The 14,690-nt window shown below is 59.6% G+C and carries 14 protein-coding genes; 8 read left to right on the top strand and 6 right to left on the bottom strand.

What is annotated here, in order from left to right; translation table 11 throughout:
* Nucleotides 1-77 precede the first annotated feature (77 nt).
* Nucleotides 78-2,384 (bottom strand): EAL domain-containing protein, encoded by a 2,307-nt coding sequence (locus tag GVK95_RS12865; protein ID WP_159950163.1) that lies wholly within the window; start codon nucleotides 2,382-2,384, stop codon nucleotides 78-80.
* 399 nt (nucleotides 2,385-2,783) lie between these two features.
* Here GVK95_RS12865 and GVK95_RS12860 point away from each other — a divergent pair, with 399 nt between their 5' ends.
* Both GVK95_RS12860 and GVK95_RS12855 read left to right on the top strand, forming a co-directional pair.
* A complete protein-coding gene (locus GVK95_RS12860; RefSeq protein WP_159950161.1) occupies nucleotides 2,784-3,335 on the top strand; it encodes a TRAP transporter small permease subunit in 552 nt (183 codons plus the stop codon).
* 1 nt (nucleotide 3,336) lies between these two features.
* The gene (locus GVK95_RS12855) at nucleotides 3,337-5,157 is read left to right on the top strand and encodes a TRAP transporter large permease subunit (RefSeq protein WP_159950159.1); all 1,821 of its coding nucleotides are present in this window, start codon (nucleotides 3,337-3,339) and stop codon (nucleotides 5,155-5,157) included.
* Nucleotides 5,158-5,304: 147 nt separating this feature from the next.
* Here GVK95_RS12855 and GVK95_RS12850 read toward each other — a convergent pair whose 3' ends face one another.
* On the bottom strand, nucleotides 5,305-6,411 hold the full coding sequence (locus tag GVK95_RS12850) for a TRAP transporter substrate-binding protein (RefSeq protein ID WP_159950157.1): 1,107 nt from the start codon (nucleotides 6,409-6,411) through the stop codon (nucleotides 5,305-5,307).
* Nucleotides 6,412-6,717: 306 nt separating this feature from the next.
* Here GVK95_RS12850 and GVK95_RS12845 point away from each other — a divergent pair, with 306 nt between their 5' ends.
* Nucleotides 6,718-7,470 (top strand): gamma-glutamyl-gamma-aminobutyrate hydrolase family protein, encoded by a 753-nt coding sequence (locus GVK95_RS12845; protein WP_007608046.1) that lies wholly within the window; start codon nucleotides 6,718-6,720, stop codon nucleotides 7,468-7,470.
* Nucleotides 7,471-7,476: 6 nt separating this feature from the next.
* Here GVK95_RS12845 and GVK95_RS12840 read toward each other — a convergent pair whose 3' ends face one another.
* The 4 genes from GVK95_RS12840 to GVK95_RS12825 form a co-directional block, all read right to left on the bottom strand.
* A complete protein-coding gene (locus GVK95_RS12840) occupies nucleotides 7,477-7,944 on the bottom strand; it encodes a hypothetical protein (RefSeq protein ID WP_159950155.1) in 468 nt (155 codons plus the stop codon).
* A gap of 97 nt (nucleotides 7,945-8,041) precedes the next feature.
* On the bottom strand, nucleotides 8,042-9,004 hold the full coding sequence (locus GVK95_RS12835; protein ID WP_159950153.1) for a 2-hydroxyacid dehydrogenase: 963 nt from the start codon (nucleotides 9,002-9,004) through the stop codon (nucleotides 8,042-8,044).
* 19 nt (nucleotides 9,005-9,023) lie between these two features.
* Nucleotides 9,024-10,040: a LacI family DNA-binding transcriptional regulator gene (locus GVK95_RS12830; protein ID WP_007608051.1), complete on the bottom strand. Its 1,017-nt coding sequence runs from the start codon at nucleotides 10,038-10,040 to the stop codon at nucleotides 9,024-9,026.
* 78 nt (nucleotides 10,041-10,118) lie between these two features.
* Complete coding sequence (locus GVK95_RS12825) at nucleotides 10,119-10,676, bottom strand: MarR family transcriptional regulator (protein WP_159950151.1); 558 nt, start codon at nucleotides 10,674-10,676, stop codon at nucleotides 10,119-10,121.
* 121 nt (nucleotides 10,677-10,797) lie between these two features.
* Between GVK95_RS12825 and GVK95_RS12820 the strand changes: the two genes are divergently transcribed.
* The 5 genes from GVK95_RS12820 (at nucleotide 10,798) to GVK95_RS12800 (ending at nucleotide 14,584) form a co-directional block, all read left to right on the top strand.
* On the top strand, nucleotides 10,798-11,598 hold the full coding sequence (locus tag GVK95_RS12820; RefSeq protein ID WP_159950149.1) for a creatininase family protein: 801 nt from the start codon (nucleotides 10,798-10,800) through the stop codon (nucleotides 11,596-11,598).
* Nucleotides 11,599-11,651: 53 nt separating this feature from the next.
* Nucleotides 11,652-11,930: a type II toxin-antitoxin system prevent-host-death family antitoxin gene (locus GVK95_RS12815; RefSeq protein WP_159950147.1), complete on the top strand. Its 279-nt coding sequence runs from the start codon at nucleotides 11,652-11,654 to the stop codon at nucleotides 11,928-11,930.
* Complete coding sequence (locus tag GVK95_RS12810; protein WP_159950145.1) at nucleotides 11,927-12,316, top strand: type II toxin-antitoxin system VapC family toxin; 390 nt, start codon at nucleotides 11,927-11,929, stop codon at nucleotides 12,314-12,316. The genes GVK95_RS12815 and GVK95_RS12810 overlap by 4 nt, the downstream gene beginning before the upstream one ends.
* 178 nt (nucleotides 12,317-12,494) lie before the next feature.
* The gene (locus GVK95_RS12805) at nucleotides 12,495-13,598 is read left to right on the top strand and encodes a GTP-binding protein (protein WP_159950143.1); all 1,104 of its coding nucleotides are present in this window, start codon (nucleotides 12,495-12,497) and stop codon (nucleotides 13,596-13,598) included.
* Nucleotides 13,598-14,584: a WD40 repeat domain-containing protein gene (locus GVK95_RS12800; protein ID WP_159950141.1), complete on the top strand. Its 987-nt coding sequence runs from the start codon at nucleotides 13,598-13,600 to the stop codon at nucleotides 14,582-14,584. The genes GVK95_RS12805 and GVK95_RS12800 overlap by 1 nt, the downstream gene beginning before the upstream one ends.
* Nucleotides 14,585-14,690 lie beyond the last annotated feature (106 nt).

The raw sequence follows: 14,690 nt of genomic DNA, 5'->3' as shown, positions 1-14,690 counted from the left end.
TATCACATGATACCAGTTCTCAGGAATACCTGCAAACCAACGTTGGCGCGGATACGCGAAATGTAGCTTGCCCTAATTCAAGCGACGTCGGTTTTGCTTTTTCCGATTTTTTTCTGCGCCTGGCGAACCCGCTGCGGCACGGCTTGCGAAAATATCGGCATCGAATACACATAGCCTTGGATCAGGTCTGCGCAGTGGTACTTCGTCAGCAGGGCCAATTGCTCGGCCGTCTCGACCCCCTCGACAACGATCTTCATATCGAGCCCGCGCGCCAGGCTGACAATTCCCCGTAGCAGCTTCAGCCGGCGTGTATTGTCGCCGATATCACGAACGAACGATCGGTCGATCTTGACGATGTCGATCGGCAGGGTGTCGAGATAACTGAGGCTGGAAAAGCCGGTGCCGAAATCATCAATGGAAATCGTGATTCCCAGAGCCCGCAATTGGTCCAGAACGGCCCGCGCCGCCGACAGTTCCTCGATCAGGCTGCTTTCCGTGACTTCCAGATGCAGCCGACTGGTCGGCAGGCCGGTCTCCGCCAGGATCGCCTGGACCACCTCGACGAGGCCCTCGCCACGCAGGTCATGTACGGACAGATTGACCGAGACGGCAATGGCTTCGGGCCAGGTCATGCAGTCGACACAAGCGGTACGCAGCACCTGCCGGGTAATCTCGGCCACCAGCCCCATTTCCTCGGCCACCTGGATGAAGACATTAGGCGCAATCGGCCCCTTTTCCGGATGTGTCCAGCGCGCGAGCGCCTCGCAACATTTCACATCGCGACCGTCCGGCGTATACATCGGCTGGTACATGACCGTGATCGCCTGATCGGCAATCGCCGTCCTCAGATCAGCCTTCAGTCGCTGCCCCTCATTGTAGCGTGCATCCATTTCCTCGACGAACAGGGTAAAGCCGCCCTTGGCGCGCGACTTCGATTCGAACAACGCGATGTCGACCTTGACCGGCCACTCTTCCAGCCGCGGATCGTCGCTCGCCAGCACGGCACCACCGGCTGAGAATGCGACCGGCAGCCTCAATCCTTCGACGTCGTAGTGGCCCGCAGCCCGCTCATGCAGCGACCGCATCTGCAATTCCAGATCGTGTCGATCATCGGCATTCGGAAAGAACAGGACGAACTGGTCGCCGACCAGATGGCCAACCACTGCCAGACCGTCCGCAAGTCCCGTCAGGCGCGTCCCGATTGCGACCAGCAGACGGTCACCATTCAGATGCCCCTTGAAATCGTTCACATGCTTGAAGTCATCGACATCGACAATCATGAAGCCGACAGCGGCGCCATGGTCGCCCTTTCGCTCCAGCCGCTCCCGCACCAACTCGGCAAAATAGCCGCGCTGCGGCAGGCCGGTCAGCGCATCAAAGCGCGCCATGTGCAGAATCTTGCGATCGGCGCTGACACGTGCGGTGACATCCTCGAAAATCAGGACAACCCCACCCTCATCCCGTTTGCTCGCCGAAAACTCCAGAACGAGGTCGTCGGAGAAATGCATCACCGCCCGGCTCGTCGTGCCCTGGATCAGTTGCGTCAACTGCTTCTGCAGCAGGTTCGACATAGCGCCATCGACAAAGGTATGGCGCACGCCGTAGCGCAAAGCGACATCGAGGTCGCATCCCTGCAACCGGCTGCGCTCGCCAAGATGCAACAGGTCGCAGGCCTTGCGATTGATCACCTCGATCCGGTTTTCCGGATCCAGCATCAGCAAGCCATGCGTCATGTTGCTCAGCGCCGTATCGAAGCGATTGGCGATCTTCGCCATTTCCCGTGTCGCGATGACATTGTCGTAGAGGAACTCCCGCACGCCATTGGCCATCGCCCGGGTGGTCAGGCCGAACGGAATGAGCATCAGCGCCAGCAGCGCCTTGAACGCGTCCTGCGCCAGGAGGCTGCCGATAATCATCGGCACGCAACAGGCCAGCGTCTGCAGATCGACAGCCAGCCGCGATCCGTAATTGCGGCCAACAACCGACACCATCGACGCCATCGTCACCGCGATGCAGGCGAGCTCGGCAAACGTGTCTTCGAAGGCAAGCAGGGCATAACCGCTGCCAATGCCGAGAATGGCCGCAGTCGAGGCAGCCCCCAGCACATAGCGCCTTTCCCACCGGGCGATCTCCCCCCGGCTCAGTTTGGACTTGTCGAGCTTGTCGAACTCGAAGAACCAGTAGAGCCGGTTGGCGAACACGAAGGCGAAGCAGCAGGCCAGGAAAATATAGAACGGCGCGCCGGTCTGCACATAGACCGCGACGAACGTCACGATATGCACGACCATGCCGGTGAACAGCGTCGAACGGTTGTCGAACAGGGAACTGACAAAAGACAGATAGACATCTGTCGGCACGCTCTGCTTCACGTCGTCCTCGGTCATCTGCCCTCCAGGCAAGCTAGACGTCGAATCTCACTGGACAACCAAGATCTCTTTCATGTGTCTTACAGGTCGCCTAAACAGCGAGGATGCATCATGTGCCGGAAACAAAACAATAAAGCGAAGAACATAGACCGGCAGACCCTGCCCTGCTGGACGTGCAGGCAAATGGCTAACGCAGAACCTGTTAAAGTCAGGGAACCGGAAATGTTAAAATTGTTCAAGTGCCATTTCGCGCCTTGAGTGCAGACCGAGTGCAGCTTGCCGGAGCCGACAATCGAGCGGCCCATACATCGAAAGACATAGGACTTTAGTACGCGTCCCACTGCAATGCAGGGGGTCCCGGTTGCGTGCCCTTGGCGCATGTTCTATGGACGAAGTACGTCTAGGGAGAGATTTGCTATGACATTCTTGTTGGCCATCACCCGGCTGATCGACGCGATCAACGGGGCCATCGGGCGCTCGGTTTCATGGTTGCTGCTGGCTGCAGTTCTGATCAGCGCCGGCAACGCCGTCGTCCGCAAGCTGTTTGATGTTTCGTCAAACGCCTGGCTTGAACTGCAGTGGTATCTGTACGGTACCGTCTTCATGCTCGGTGCTGCCTATGCACTTCTGGAAAACGAACATATCCGCATCGATGTTCTCTCCAGCTCCTGGAGCCAGAGGACACGCGACTGGATCGACCTGATCCTGCATACGATCTTCCTTGTGCCCTTCGCTTTCCTGATGGCCTGGCTTGCCTGGCCGTGGTTCTGGAATTCATTCTGGTCGGGCGAGATGTCCTCGAGCGCCGGTGGCCTGATCATCTGGCCTGCCAAGGCTGCCGTCCTGGTCGGTTTCATCCTGCTGACGGCCCAGGCCGTGTCCGAGATCATCAAGCGGGCTGCAATCCTCAGCGGTCACCTGAAGGCAAAGCCCAACGCCGCAGATGTCAATCAGGAGCTGGAGCAGTAACATGATCGACCTGATTGCCCACAACCTTGCCCCGATCATGTTCACCAGCGTCATGGCGCTGTTGCTGCTTGGCTATCCTGTCGCCTTCACGCTCGCAGCCGGCGGACTGATCTATTTTGCCATCGGCGTCGAACTGTCGGTCTTCTCCTCCGAAATCCGCCTGTTCTGGCCGCTGCTGCAATCCCACCCCGAACGCATCTACGGGGTCATGTACAACGACACGCTGCTGTCGATCCCGTTCTTCACGCTGATGGGTATTATCCTTGAACGATCCCGCATGGCCGAGGATCTGCTCGATACGATCGGCCAGCTCTTCGGACCGGTCCGCGGCGGCCTGGCCTACGCGGTCATCCTTGTCGGCGCGCTGCTCGGAGCAACCACGGGCGTGGTAGCGGCCTCCGTCATGGCCATGGGCCTGATCTCGCTGCCGATCATGCTGCGCTACAAATACAACGGCCCCCTGGTGTCGGGAACGATCGCAGCGTCGGGAACGCTGGCCCAGATCGTGCCGCCATCGCTCGTCCTGATCGTCATGGCCGACCAGCTCGGCCGCTCCGTCGGGGACATGTATGTCGGCGCACTCTATCCGGCCCTGATGATCATCGGTGCCTATTGCACCTACATCTTCCTCGTCACCCTGTTCAAACCCGAATGGGCCCCCGCACTTCCCAAGGAGGCGCGCACGCTTGGCGATGGCGTCACCTCGCTTTTCGTCATGATCGCGATTGGCGCCGGCCTCTATTTCCTCGGCCATGAAGTGCTGTTTACCAGCATTGCCAGCCCGGAATGGCAACTGGTCGCGGCATTGAGCTTCAGCGTCATCACCGTCTATGTCTTTGCTCTCGCCAACAAGGCTTACAACCTCAACATTATTTCCCGTCTGGCGCAGGAAGTGGTGATCGTGATGATCCCGCCGCTCGCCCTGATCTTCCTCGTCCTCGGAACCATCTTCCTCGGCATCGCCACGCCGACCGAAGGCGGCGCGATGGGCGCGGCAGGCGCCTTGATCATCGCAACGGCCAAGCGCCGCATGTCGATCGCAATCCTGAAGAATGCCCTGGATGCCACCACGCGCCTTTCGGCTTTCGTCATGATGATCCTGATCGGCGCGCGCGTCTTCGGCCTGACCTTCTACGGCATCAACGGCAATGTCTGGATCGAAGACCTGATGCTGGCGCTGCCCGGCGGCGAATATGGCTTCCTGATCGCCGTCACGATCATCATCTTCATCCTCGGCTGCTTCCTCGATTTCTTCGAGATCGCCTTCATCATGGTGCCGCTTCTGGCACCGGTCGCCCAGAGCCACGGGATTGACCTTGTCTGGTTCGGCATCATTCTCGGTATCAACCTGCAGACATCGTTCCTGACTCCGCCGTTCGGCTTCTCCCTGTTCTACCTGCGCTCGGTCGCGCCCGAGGGCCGGTGGAAGGACAAGGTCACGGGACAGATGCGCGAAGGCATCAAGACGCTGGATATCTACAAGGGTGTCGTGCCCTATATCATCATCCAGTTCATCATGATCTTGGTCGTCATCGCCTTCCCCGGACTGGTCATGCACTACAAGGGAGATCAGGCAGTGCCGAATGGTGACACGATCCAAATTCAGATCCCCAATTCCGGACTGGACAATGGTGGTTCGACACAGCCGAACTTTGGCCTTCCGCCACTCGGAAGCGACAATGGCGCAACGCCGCAGCCGAATTTCGGCCTCCCGCCGCTCGGTGACAACGGCCTGCCTGGGCAGGCGCCCGCACCATCCGGTGCAGCCCCGGTCGTTCCGGCCCCTGCAATCGATCTCAGCCAGCCGCCGGTCATCAAGTAGCCACGGCATACCTGAGCAGACAAAACCCCGATCGTCAGATCGGGGTTTTTCGTTTCAGCAATGACAGCGCAAAACGCAAATAGAAAAGGCCCCGGAGCGGTAACTCCGGGGCCTGACTTTTATGCATATTCAGCCCTGCGGCAGCGATCAGAGCTTGCCGTTGCGCTGCTGGATCATCATGAACGTGTCGAACGTATACTCCGACAGCTGCATCCACAGATAACCTTCGCGCTTGAAGGCAACCTGATCTTCATAGATCTTCTTGAAGTCTGGATTGGTGGCTGAAATATCGGCATAGACTTCCTGGGCTGCATTGAAGCAGGCTTCCAGAATTTCCTGGCTGAACGGACGCAGCACCGTGCCTGCATTGACCAGTTCCTTGATCGCGATCGGGTTCTTCGCGTCGTATTTTGCCATCATGTTGGTGTTGGCAAACGAGCAGGCATCCTGCAAGACGGCCTGGTAGCGCTTCGGCAGGGCATTCCACTTGTCGAGATTGACGAAAGCGTGGATGACCGGGCCACCTTCCCAGAAGGCGGGATAGTAGTAGTATTTCGCCACTTTGTAGAAGCCGAGCTTCTGGTCGTCATACGGACCGACCCATTCGGCCGCATCGATCGTGCCCTTTTCAAGCGCCGGATAGATGTCGCCGCCGGCGATCTGCTGCGGCACGACGCCGAGCTTTTCCACCACCTTGCCGGCCAGGCCGGCAATGCGCATCTTGATGCCCTTGAGATCATCGACCGTGTTGATTTCCTTGCGGAACCAGCCACCCATCTGCGCGCCGGTATTGCCGGCAATCATGCCGTAGAGATTGTGCTTGGCGTAGAATTCGTTGAGCAGCGTATTGCCATTGCCGTTGTAGAACCAGGAATTGGTCAGACGGGCATTGAGGCCGAAAGGAATGGCCGTGCCGATCGCGAATGTCGGGTCCTTGCCGACATAATAGTAAGAGCAGGTATGGCACATTTCGACCGTGCCGGCCGTCACGGCATCAGCCGCCTGCAGACCGGGAACGATTTCACCGGCCGCATAGGTCTGGATGGTGAAATTGCCGTCGGTCGCTGCCGCCACACGCGCCGCGATATCCTCAGCGCCGCCGAAGATGGTGTCGAGCGCCTTCGGGAACGAAGACGTCAGACGCCAGGTGATCTTTTCATTTTCCTGCGCAATGGCTGGTGCCGCAAGAACGGTCGAAGCAGCAGCGCCTGCACTGGCAACGCCTGCCTTTTTGATAAATGAACGACGATCCACGTAATTCCTCCATGAGTGGTTGCTCCACCGGCACAGCGTTTTTACGCTCCCCTCCCGGCAGCAGATATGAAACTAACCATGTTGACCAGACCGTTTCAAGTCGAACTGCTCTAGTCTTTCGAACAATTGCAAAGCGTGGTTGAATATGCCCGTAAGATACCGGTTTCATTCGCCTATTCTATAGGCACACACCGCAATTCGAGGAATAATCGTCTGCTTTCGCCGTCATTTTGGGCAATTGCAGCAACTTGACTTCCCCCAGGCAGAAAGCGCATGAATTCGCGCCGAAGATTGCCGGAGATACGCATGCCGAAGCCGATTATTGCCATTCCCGCCGATATCCGCCAATTCGATGGAGCGAACTGGCATGCCGCACAGAACCAGTATGTCAGCGCCGCATTGAAGGTCGCCGATGTCATGTCCTTCATCATTCCGGCGTTCGAAGAGGGCAATGATACCGATGCGATCCTTGATCGTGTCGATGGCGTAATCGTTTCGGGATCGGCAACCAATGTCCACCCGTCGCTCTACGGCGCCGTGGCAACCGAGGCCGACGGCCCCTTCGACCCGGCACGCGATGCAACCACCCTGCCATTGATCCGGCGCGCGATCGATCGCGGCATTCCGCTGCTGGCGATCTGCCGCGGCATTCAGGAACTCAACGTCGCCATGGGCGGCACACTCGCCTCGGAAATCCAGGAGCAGCCGGGCATGTGGGACCACCGCAAGCCACAGCATGCCGACCGCGATATCATGTACAGCATCCGCCAGGACGTGATCATTGCCGAAGGCTCGTGCATTGCGCGCTATCTCGGCGCCGGTCCGGTTCCGGTCAATTCGCTGCACCGTCAGGCGATCTCCAGGACCGCACCGCGACTGCAGGTGGAAGCGCTGGCTGAAGACGGAACGATCGAGGCCGTATCGGTGATCGATGCCAAGGGTTTTGCCATCGGCGTGCAATGGCACCCGGAATATTGGGCCGAAACCGACAAGCCGTCGCGGGCCTTGTTCGAGGCCTTCGGCGATGCCGTCAGAGCCTATGTCGCCGCGCGCGGCTGAGAGCCGTTACGGCAGCATCAGCAGCGCGATATCGACACCGGCCGGATCGGCGACCTCATAGGAAAAACTCTTGCTGCGCACCAGCGTCAGCACCAGGGCGCCGTTGCCATTTGTCAGCGTCACCGTGCCGTCATCGTTCTGCGTCCAGTTTTCCACCTGTGCCAGCCCTGGCCAGACACTGTCACAATCCGGTGGCGCGAAAAATCCGCGGCTGCGACTGGTCAATGTCGCGCCACGCTCGACCAGACAGACCGTCTGCCTGTCGAAGTTCGAAATGGAAAAGATCGCCGGTGGCGAAGCGTGCATGTTGCTCGCCGACATGATCGACGGTCGAACCGGGATCGTTCCCGAAATGATCGGATCGGCCAGTTCTGCGCCGTTGGCCGGGTCGTCGCCATGCGACTGCGCCAGACCCAGGAAACCAAGACTGGCGAAGCCAACACTTGCCGTCAGCAAAAAAGCATATGCCTTCATCAGAGCCTCCTAGGTCGGAGCCGCATGTCTCATCTGAAAACATGCGCCCCGAAGCTTGCGGAAGGCTGGATGAATCACGCCCTGCCAATGACGCTAATCAGGACGTGAGCGGCGTCTCGGGCACAGGCGTCAACGGCCTTCCCGTATCGAACCAGGCCAGCAGGTTGTCGACCACCAGATCGGCCATCGCATTGCGGGTCGGAATGGAAGCCGATGCGACATGCGGCAGCAGGGAGACATTCTCCAGATCGAGCAACCCTGCCGGAACCTTCGGCTCCTCGGCAAAGACATCGAGACCGGCAGCCGCAATCGTCCCGTCTTGCAGCGCGGAGATCAAAGCCGGCTCGTCCACGGTGGTGCCACGCCCGACATTGATCAGAACACCATTCGGTCCCAGCGCTTTCAGCACGTCGGCATTGATCGCGCCGATGGTTTCCGGCGTCTTCGGAACGATCGAGATCAGGGTATCGACGGCCAACGCCAGACCCAGAAGTGTATCGTGATAGCCATAGGAAACATCGCTGCGCGGCCGGCGCGTGTGGTAGCTGATCGTCACCTTGAACGGCTCCAGCCGGGCAGCGATCTCCAAGCCGATACGCCCCAACCCATGAATGCCGACATGGCGACCTTTCAGCGACAGCGGCGACAGGGCAAACGGACCTTCCGGCACCCAGCGACCGGCGCGCAGGTAGTTTTCCGCCGCCGGCAGGCGCCGCACCGTATTGAGCAGAAGCGCAATCGCCGTATCGGCCACTTCATCATTCAGCACGTCCGGTGTATTGGTCACGACAATGCCACGAGCCGCAGCAGCCTGCACATCCACACCATCATAGCCGACGCCGAAGCTCGCGATCACCTTGAGATTGGGCAAAATCTCGATCAGGGTGGCCGGGAACCGGCCCGAAACGGCGGCACCGACAACCTTCGCGGCCTGCGCTTGCGTCAGGCCGGGCTGGTCCGCACTGGCTATCTCCAGAAGTTCGAAGCGTTCGGCAAGACGTGCGCGGGCGCGCGGGTGAATGCGTCCCGGGATGAGGACGGTAATGCGCTCGGCGCTCATGGTAATCTCCTTGGCTCGATCAGCGACGAATGGGTGCGGTCGATTGACGGATCCGCATCTCCGGCTTGATCAGGTGAATGCCGTCCGGCTCATGGCTGCCGGCCAGCTTGTCGAGCAGTGCGCGGGCGGCAAGCCGCCCGACTTCCGCCTGGCCGTTCCAGACCGTTGTCAGCGAAGGCGTGGCGATCGAGGCTTCCTCGAGATCGTCATAGCCGGTCACCGAAATATCCTGGCCGGGGATCAGTCCTGCGCGCGAAATGCCGTTCATCAGGCCGATCGCGACCAGATCGTTCCAGCACACGGCAGCCGTCGGCTTCTGCGGCAGTGACAGGAAATGTACAGCCGCTTCGAAACCACCCTGCTTGGTGCGCGGACCGGGGATGCGAAGGCTGGTATCGACCTCGATGCCTGCCTTGCGCAACGCGTTGACATACCCCTGGTAACGGTCGCGCCCCGTCGAGGTTTGGTCCGTGCCGCCGATCATCGCGATGTGGCGATGGCCGAGCCCGATCAGATGGTTGGTTGCAAGCGAGATGCCGTAGGTATCGTCGCCGCGATAGATCGGCACATCGACGCCTTCCATCGAACGCGCCACGAAGATCGCCGGCATGCCGTTGTTTTCGGCAAGCTGGACATCTTCCGGCGGCGTGCCGATCGCCGGCGACATGATCACGCCATCGCCGCCAAGCTGCAGCAGGGTTTCGATGAACATGCGTTGCTTGTCGACGGAATCGTAGTGGTTGGACAGAATGAAGGTATGGCGGCTTCGGTCGAGTTCGGTCTCGATGGCTTTCAGGATTTCGCCGTAGAAAGGGTTCATGATGTCATGCACCACGACGCCAATGATGCCGGATCGAGACGTGCGCAGGCTGGCGGCGCGACGATTGTAGATATAGCCGAGCGTTCGGGCCTGTTCCTTGATCTTCTCGCGTGTATCGACAGCCACCAACGGACTGTCGCGCAGGGCAAGGGAAATGGTCGCCGTCGATAGCCCAAGGCTCTCGGCAATCGTTGAAAGCTTCACCTTTTGAGCCACGTATCCTCCCTCGCAGCAAACCAGAAGCGCCGCTTCCGCGGACTTAAACCGTTTAATTAAACAATTGAAATCGTCTTTTCAATCTTCATCTTCGCCAGGTCCGGCAGTGAGTTCTGCGCTCGGACGCAAAGTGCCGGCCTTTTCAGACAGATTGGCTTCAACCTGGATCAAAAGCTTGATCAGCGATTTGATCTCCTTGGCCGACAGACCGATTGTGGCCTGCTGCTCGCAATCGGCGGCCGCAAGCGCGATCCGCTCGACGCTGCTGCGCCCCTCTTCCGTCAGGTAGACCTTGGTCAGCCGCGCGTCGCGTTCGTCCGCCTGGCGCGTGACGAAGCCCTGTGCCTCCATGCGCCCGATCGTCCTGGTCATCGTCGGCGCCTTGACCCCCAGCTTCTGCGCCAGCATTCCCGGCGTCAACCCGTCATCCTGGGCAAGCAGTTGCACGACACCGTCCTGTCCGGCGTAAAGCCCGCTATCGGCAAGACCATGCGACAGCCGCGTGCGCATCGCGCGCGCAACCTGGGTGACGGAGGCGGCGAGCAGACCGGGCTGGGAAAAATCTTTCTTCTTCGATCCCTTCTTCTTCTCGCTCTTGTCACCGCGATCCTTGTCGCTTTTGTCCTTTTTCGCCATTAGTCTCCCTCGCGCCTCTCGACGGACGCTCTGTTGGCGCCCCTCGATGGGTGCCCACAATTTGGTGCACCGGTGCGACCTGCGCGCGAAAGTCATAACGAAGATCAGGAAGGGATGCCAGATGGCGATGCCAAAGCCGTTGTTCACGGATAACGATCCGCATATGGCGCCGACCGACCGCGCCGACTGGATCGCTGTCCTGCCGCTCGGCGCGACCGAACAGCACGGTCCGCATCTGCCTTTCGAGACCGACACGATCATCGCCCAGGGCATTGTCGAGCGGCTGATCGCCGTCCTGCCTGCAGATCTCCCCGTCACCGTCCTGCCGGTCGAGCCGGTCGGATATTCGATCGAGCATATGGATATCCCAGGCACCAGGACGCTTGCCTTCGAAGAGGCTATAAACCGATGGCTGGCCATCGCGTCGGATCTGCATGACAAGGGCGTCCGCAAGCTCGTTCTGCTGAATGCCCATGGCGGCAATTCGCCACTTCTCACCATCGTCGCCACCGAGGCACGCATGCGTTTCGACATGCTCGTCACCGCCACCAGTTGGACCCGTTTCGGCATTCCGGAAGACGTCGTCGCCCCCGAGGCCAAGGCGATCGACATCCATGGCGGTGACATCGAGACCTCGGTCATGCTCGCCCTCAGGCCGGACCTCGTCGACATGGCGAAAGCGGCGGACTTCCCCTCCCGCCAATCCGAGTTTGCCACGCGCTACAAGCACCTGCGGGCTTATGGCCCGCACGCCTTCGGCTGGAAGATGTCCGATCTCAACCCGCAGGGCGTCGCCGGCAATGCCAGCGCAGCAATCGCAGCCAAGGGCGAGAGATTGCTGTCGCATGCCGTGAATGGGCTGGTCGAGTTGCTGCAGGATATGCACGCATTCGATGTAGGCGATTTCAAGCCAAACTTGTAAACCAGCTAGGCGGCGCGCATAGTATCGGCATGCCGATGTCATGGGAGGAACCTATGCGCATATCCATCGAGAAAGCAGCCGGGCGCTTCGAGGAATTGGTCGAAATCGCCGAACGCGGGGAAAATGTCGTGCTGACCCGCGACGATATGCCGACTGCTGTTTTGCAGGCATTGGATGCCGGTACTGTCGCGCCAGCGAAAAAGCTCAGTTGGGAGGCGCGTCTCGCCTTGTTTGAAAAGGTTCGCGCCAATGCTGCAAACCATCCGGACGATGGTGTCTCTGCAGCGCACAGCCAGGATTTCCTCTATGATGAAGACGGCCTTCCTGGATGATCGTCGTTGACACCTCTGCCTTGATTGCAATTCTCAAGAACGAACCGCCGGCAGCAGATTGTCAGGCAATCTTGCTCAACACGGATGTCTCGAGAATTTCCGCTGCCACACTCACCGAGGCACGGATCGTTTGCCTTCGCCAGAATCGACAGAACGACCTAGAAAATTTATTCAAGGCAGCAAACTTGGACATCATCGACGTTACGCCCTCCCGCGCCGAACGCGCGGCCGCCGCCTATGCCCGCTGGGGCAAGGGGTTCCATCCGGCCGGACTGAATTTCGGCGATTGTTTTTCCTATGCACTGGCCGACGAACTGGACTGCCCGCTTCTCTTCATCGGCAACGACTTTGCCCGCACCGACATTCGCTCCGCCCTTGCCAGCTAAGATCGCTGGCCCGATGGACTGGCTCCAATAGACTGGCCCGCGCGGATCTTTTTCCCATTGTTGTGTCCACCGGCAAAACTGGCAACAAAGCCTTTGAACTGGCGCGCGCCAGAGCCTATATGACGGTAACACAATAACATGCCGCAGTCCGCGGCAGCCCACTCTGTTCGAGGTTTTCATGACCGAAGCTCTTGCGAAGCCGACTCCCGTCACCGTGCTTACCGGCTATCTCGGTGCCGGCAAGACCACGCTCCTCAATCGTATCCTGTCGGAAAACCACGGCAAGAAATACGCGGTCATCGTCAACGAGTTTGGCGAGATCGGCATCGACAACGACCTGATCGTCGAGTCGGACGAAGAAATCTACGAAATGAACAATGGCTGTGTCTGCTGCACCGTGCGCGGCGACCTGATCCGCGTCGTCGAAGGCCTGATGCGCCGCCCCGGCCGCTTCGACGGTATCATCGTCGAGACCACGGGCCTCGCCGATCCGGTCCCCGTCGCCCAGACCTTCTTCATGGATGACGACGTTCGTTCGAAGACCGAGCTCGACGCCGTCGTCGCCCTGGTCGATGCCAAGCATCTGCCGCTGCGCCTGAAGGACAGCCGCGAGGCCGAAGACCAGATCGCCTTCGCCGATGTCGTCGTCATCAACAAGGCCGACCTTGTCAGCCATGACGAACTGCACCAGATCGAACATATCGTCCGCGCCATCAACCCGTCGGCCCGGATCTATTCGACCACCCGCTCCGGCGTCGATCTCTCCAAGGTTCTCGATCAGGGTGCCTTCAATCTCGACCGTGCGCTTGAAAACGACCCGCATTTCCTCGATCATGATGCGCCTGATCATGTCTGCGGTCCCGATTGCGGCCATGATCATGGCCACGACCACGGGCATGATCATCATCACGACCATGATCATCACCACCACGATCACGCGCATCATGACCACCACGACCATGCCCCCTCGGCGATACATGACGTCACCGTCGTGTCTGTCTCGCTGCGCGGCGGCGAGATGAACCCGGACCGCTTCTTCCCGTGGATCCAGAAGGTCACCCAGACACAAGGCCCGAATATCCTCCGCCTCAAGGGCATCATCGCTTTCAAGGGTGACGAGGAGCGTTACGTCGTTCAGGGCGTGCACATGATCATCGAAGGTGATCACCAGCGTCCGTGGAAGGAAAACGAGAAGCGCGAAAGCCGCCTTGTCTTCATCGGCCGGGATCTCGACCGTGAGAAGCTCGAAGCCAGCTTCAAGGCGTGTGAGGCCACCGCCTGATGCCGACTGTTGCGCCTCTCGACATCGACGGTCATGTGCTGAAAGTCCATTTCCTCGGTGACATCCCCGTCTTTGCCACCGCAACCGGCACCATTCACCGTCTTGATGGCGGTGAAAAGGTGACCGAAGCCCATCATGGCCTGCTCGCCTGCGTCAAGGACCATGCCAACCAGACATTGGTCACCGGCGGCGAGGACGGCCGCGTGTTGCGCATTGGTCATGACGGCAGCGTCACCGAACTTGCCCATGTGCCGCGCAAGTGGATCTCCGTCGTGGCCGCCGGCCCTCAAGGCGCCGTTGCTTATGCGCATGGCAAGTCGAGTATCGTTCGGCTCGCCGACGGCACGTCGAAGGAATTCACCGAAGAGCGCACGGTCGAAGGCCTGGACTTTGCCCCCAAGGGTCTGCGCATCGCTGCCGCCCGTTACAATGGTGTCACGCTTCACTGGGTCGGCACCGCCGGCGCACCGATTGACCTCGACTGGAAGGGCGCCCATACCGGCGTCACCTTCTCCCCCGATGGCCGCTTCGTCGTGACCTCGATGCAGGAATCCGCCCTGCATGGCTGGAAGCTGGACGGCAAGGCATCCGATACCCGTCACATGCGCATGACCGGCTACCCGGCCAAGGTCAAATCGCTGTCCTGGTCGATCAAGGGCAAGTGGCTGGCCTCTTCGGGCGCACCGGCCGCAATCGTCTGGCCATTTTCCGGCAAGGACGGCCCGATGGGCAAGGCACCACTCGAGCTTGGCACCCGCTCCAATATCATGGTCACGGAGGTCTCCTTCCACCCGGCAGAAGAAGTTCTCGCCATCGGATTTATCGACGGCATGATCCTCGCCGTGCGCATCGCCGACGGCAAGGAAGCCCTGTTGCGCCGTCCCGGCAAGGGTGCGATCACCTCGATGAGTTGGAGCACTACCGGCAAACTTCTTGCCTTCGCTTCGGAAACGGGAGATTGCGGCGTCATCGATATCGCTGGATAATTGAATTCGAAGATACTGATATATATTGCAAATTTCGGGTGGAACGTCGATTTCGACGTTCCACCCGAAAAAAGTGCGAAATTTCGCATATTTTTGTTTAGGTCCC

The organism is Rhizobium sp. 18065, assembly GCF_902706095.1.
Lineage (GTDB): Bacteria > Pseudomonadota > Alphaproteobacteria > Rhizobiales > Rhizobiaceae > Allorhizobium.
The sequence above is the reverse complement of the archived record's forward strand: the minus strand, read 5'-3'. Positions and strand labels throughout refer to the sequence as shown.

What these genes read in the sequence shown, in the direction of transcription:
- GVK95_RS12805 (WP_159950143.1), top strand. Translation starts at nt 12,495, where the DNA reads ATGACCGAAGCTCTTGCGAAGCCGACTCCCGTCACCGTGCTTACCGGC.
- GVK95_RS12825 (WP_159950151.1), bottom strand. Translation starts at nt 10,676, where the DNA reads ATGGCGAAAAAGGACAAAAGCGACAAGGATCGCGGTGACAAGAGCGAG.
- GVK95_RS12835 (WP_159950153.1), bottom strand. Translation starts at nt 9,004, where the DNA reads ATGAGCGCCGAGCGCATTACCGTCCTCATCCCGGGACGCATTCACCCG.
- GVK95_RS12845 (WP_007608046.1), top strand. Translation starts at nt 6,718, where the DNA reads ATGCCGAAGCCGATTATTGCCATTCCCGCCGATATCCGCCAATTCGAT.
- GVK95_RS12820 (WP_159950149.1), top strand. Translation starts at nt 10,798, where the DNA reads ATGGCGATGCCAAAGCCGTTGTTCACGGATAACGATCCGCATATGGCG.
- GVK95_RS12860 (WP_159950161.1), top strand. Translation starts at nt 2,784, where the DNA reads ATGACATTCTTGTTGGCCATCACCCGGCTGATCGACGCGATCAACGGG.
- GVK95_RS12865 (WP_159950163.1), bottom strand. Translation starts at nt 2,384, where the DNA reads ATGACCGAGGACGACGTGAAGCAGAGCGTGCCGACAGATGTCTATCTG.
- GVK95_RS12800 (WP_159950141.1), top strand. Translation starts at nt 13,598, where the DNA reads ATGCCGACTGTTGCGCCTCTCGACATCGACGGTCATGTGCTGAAAGTC.
- GVK95_RS12855 (WP_159950159.1), top strand. Translation starts at nt 3,337, where the DNA reads ATGATCGACCTGATTGCCCACAACCTTGCCCCGATCATGTTCACCAGC.
- GVK95_RS12840 (WP_159950155.1), bottom strand. Translation starts at nt 7,944, where the DNA reads ATGAAGGCATATGCTTTTTTGCTGACGGCAAGTGTTGGCTTCGCCAGT.
- GVK95_RS12815 (WP_159950147.1), top strand. Translation starts at nt 11,652, where the DNA reads ATGCGCATATCCATCGAGAAAGCAGCCGGGCGCTTCGAGGAATTGGTC.
- GVK95_RS12810 (WP_159950145.1), top strand. Translation starts at nt 11,927, where the DNA reads ATGATCGTCGTTGACACCTCTGCCTTGATTGCAATTCTCAAGAACGAA.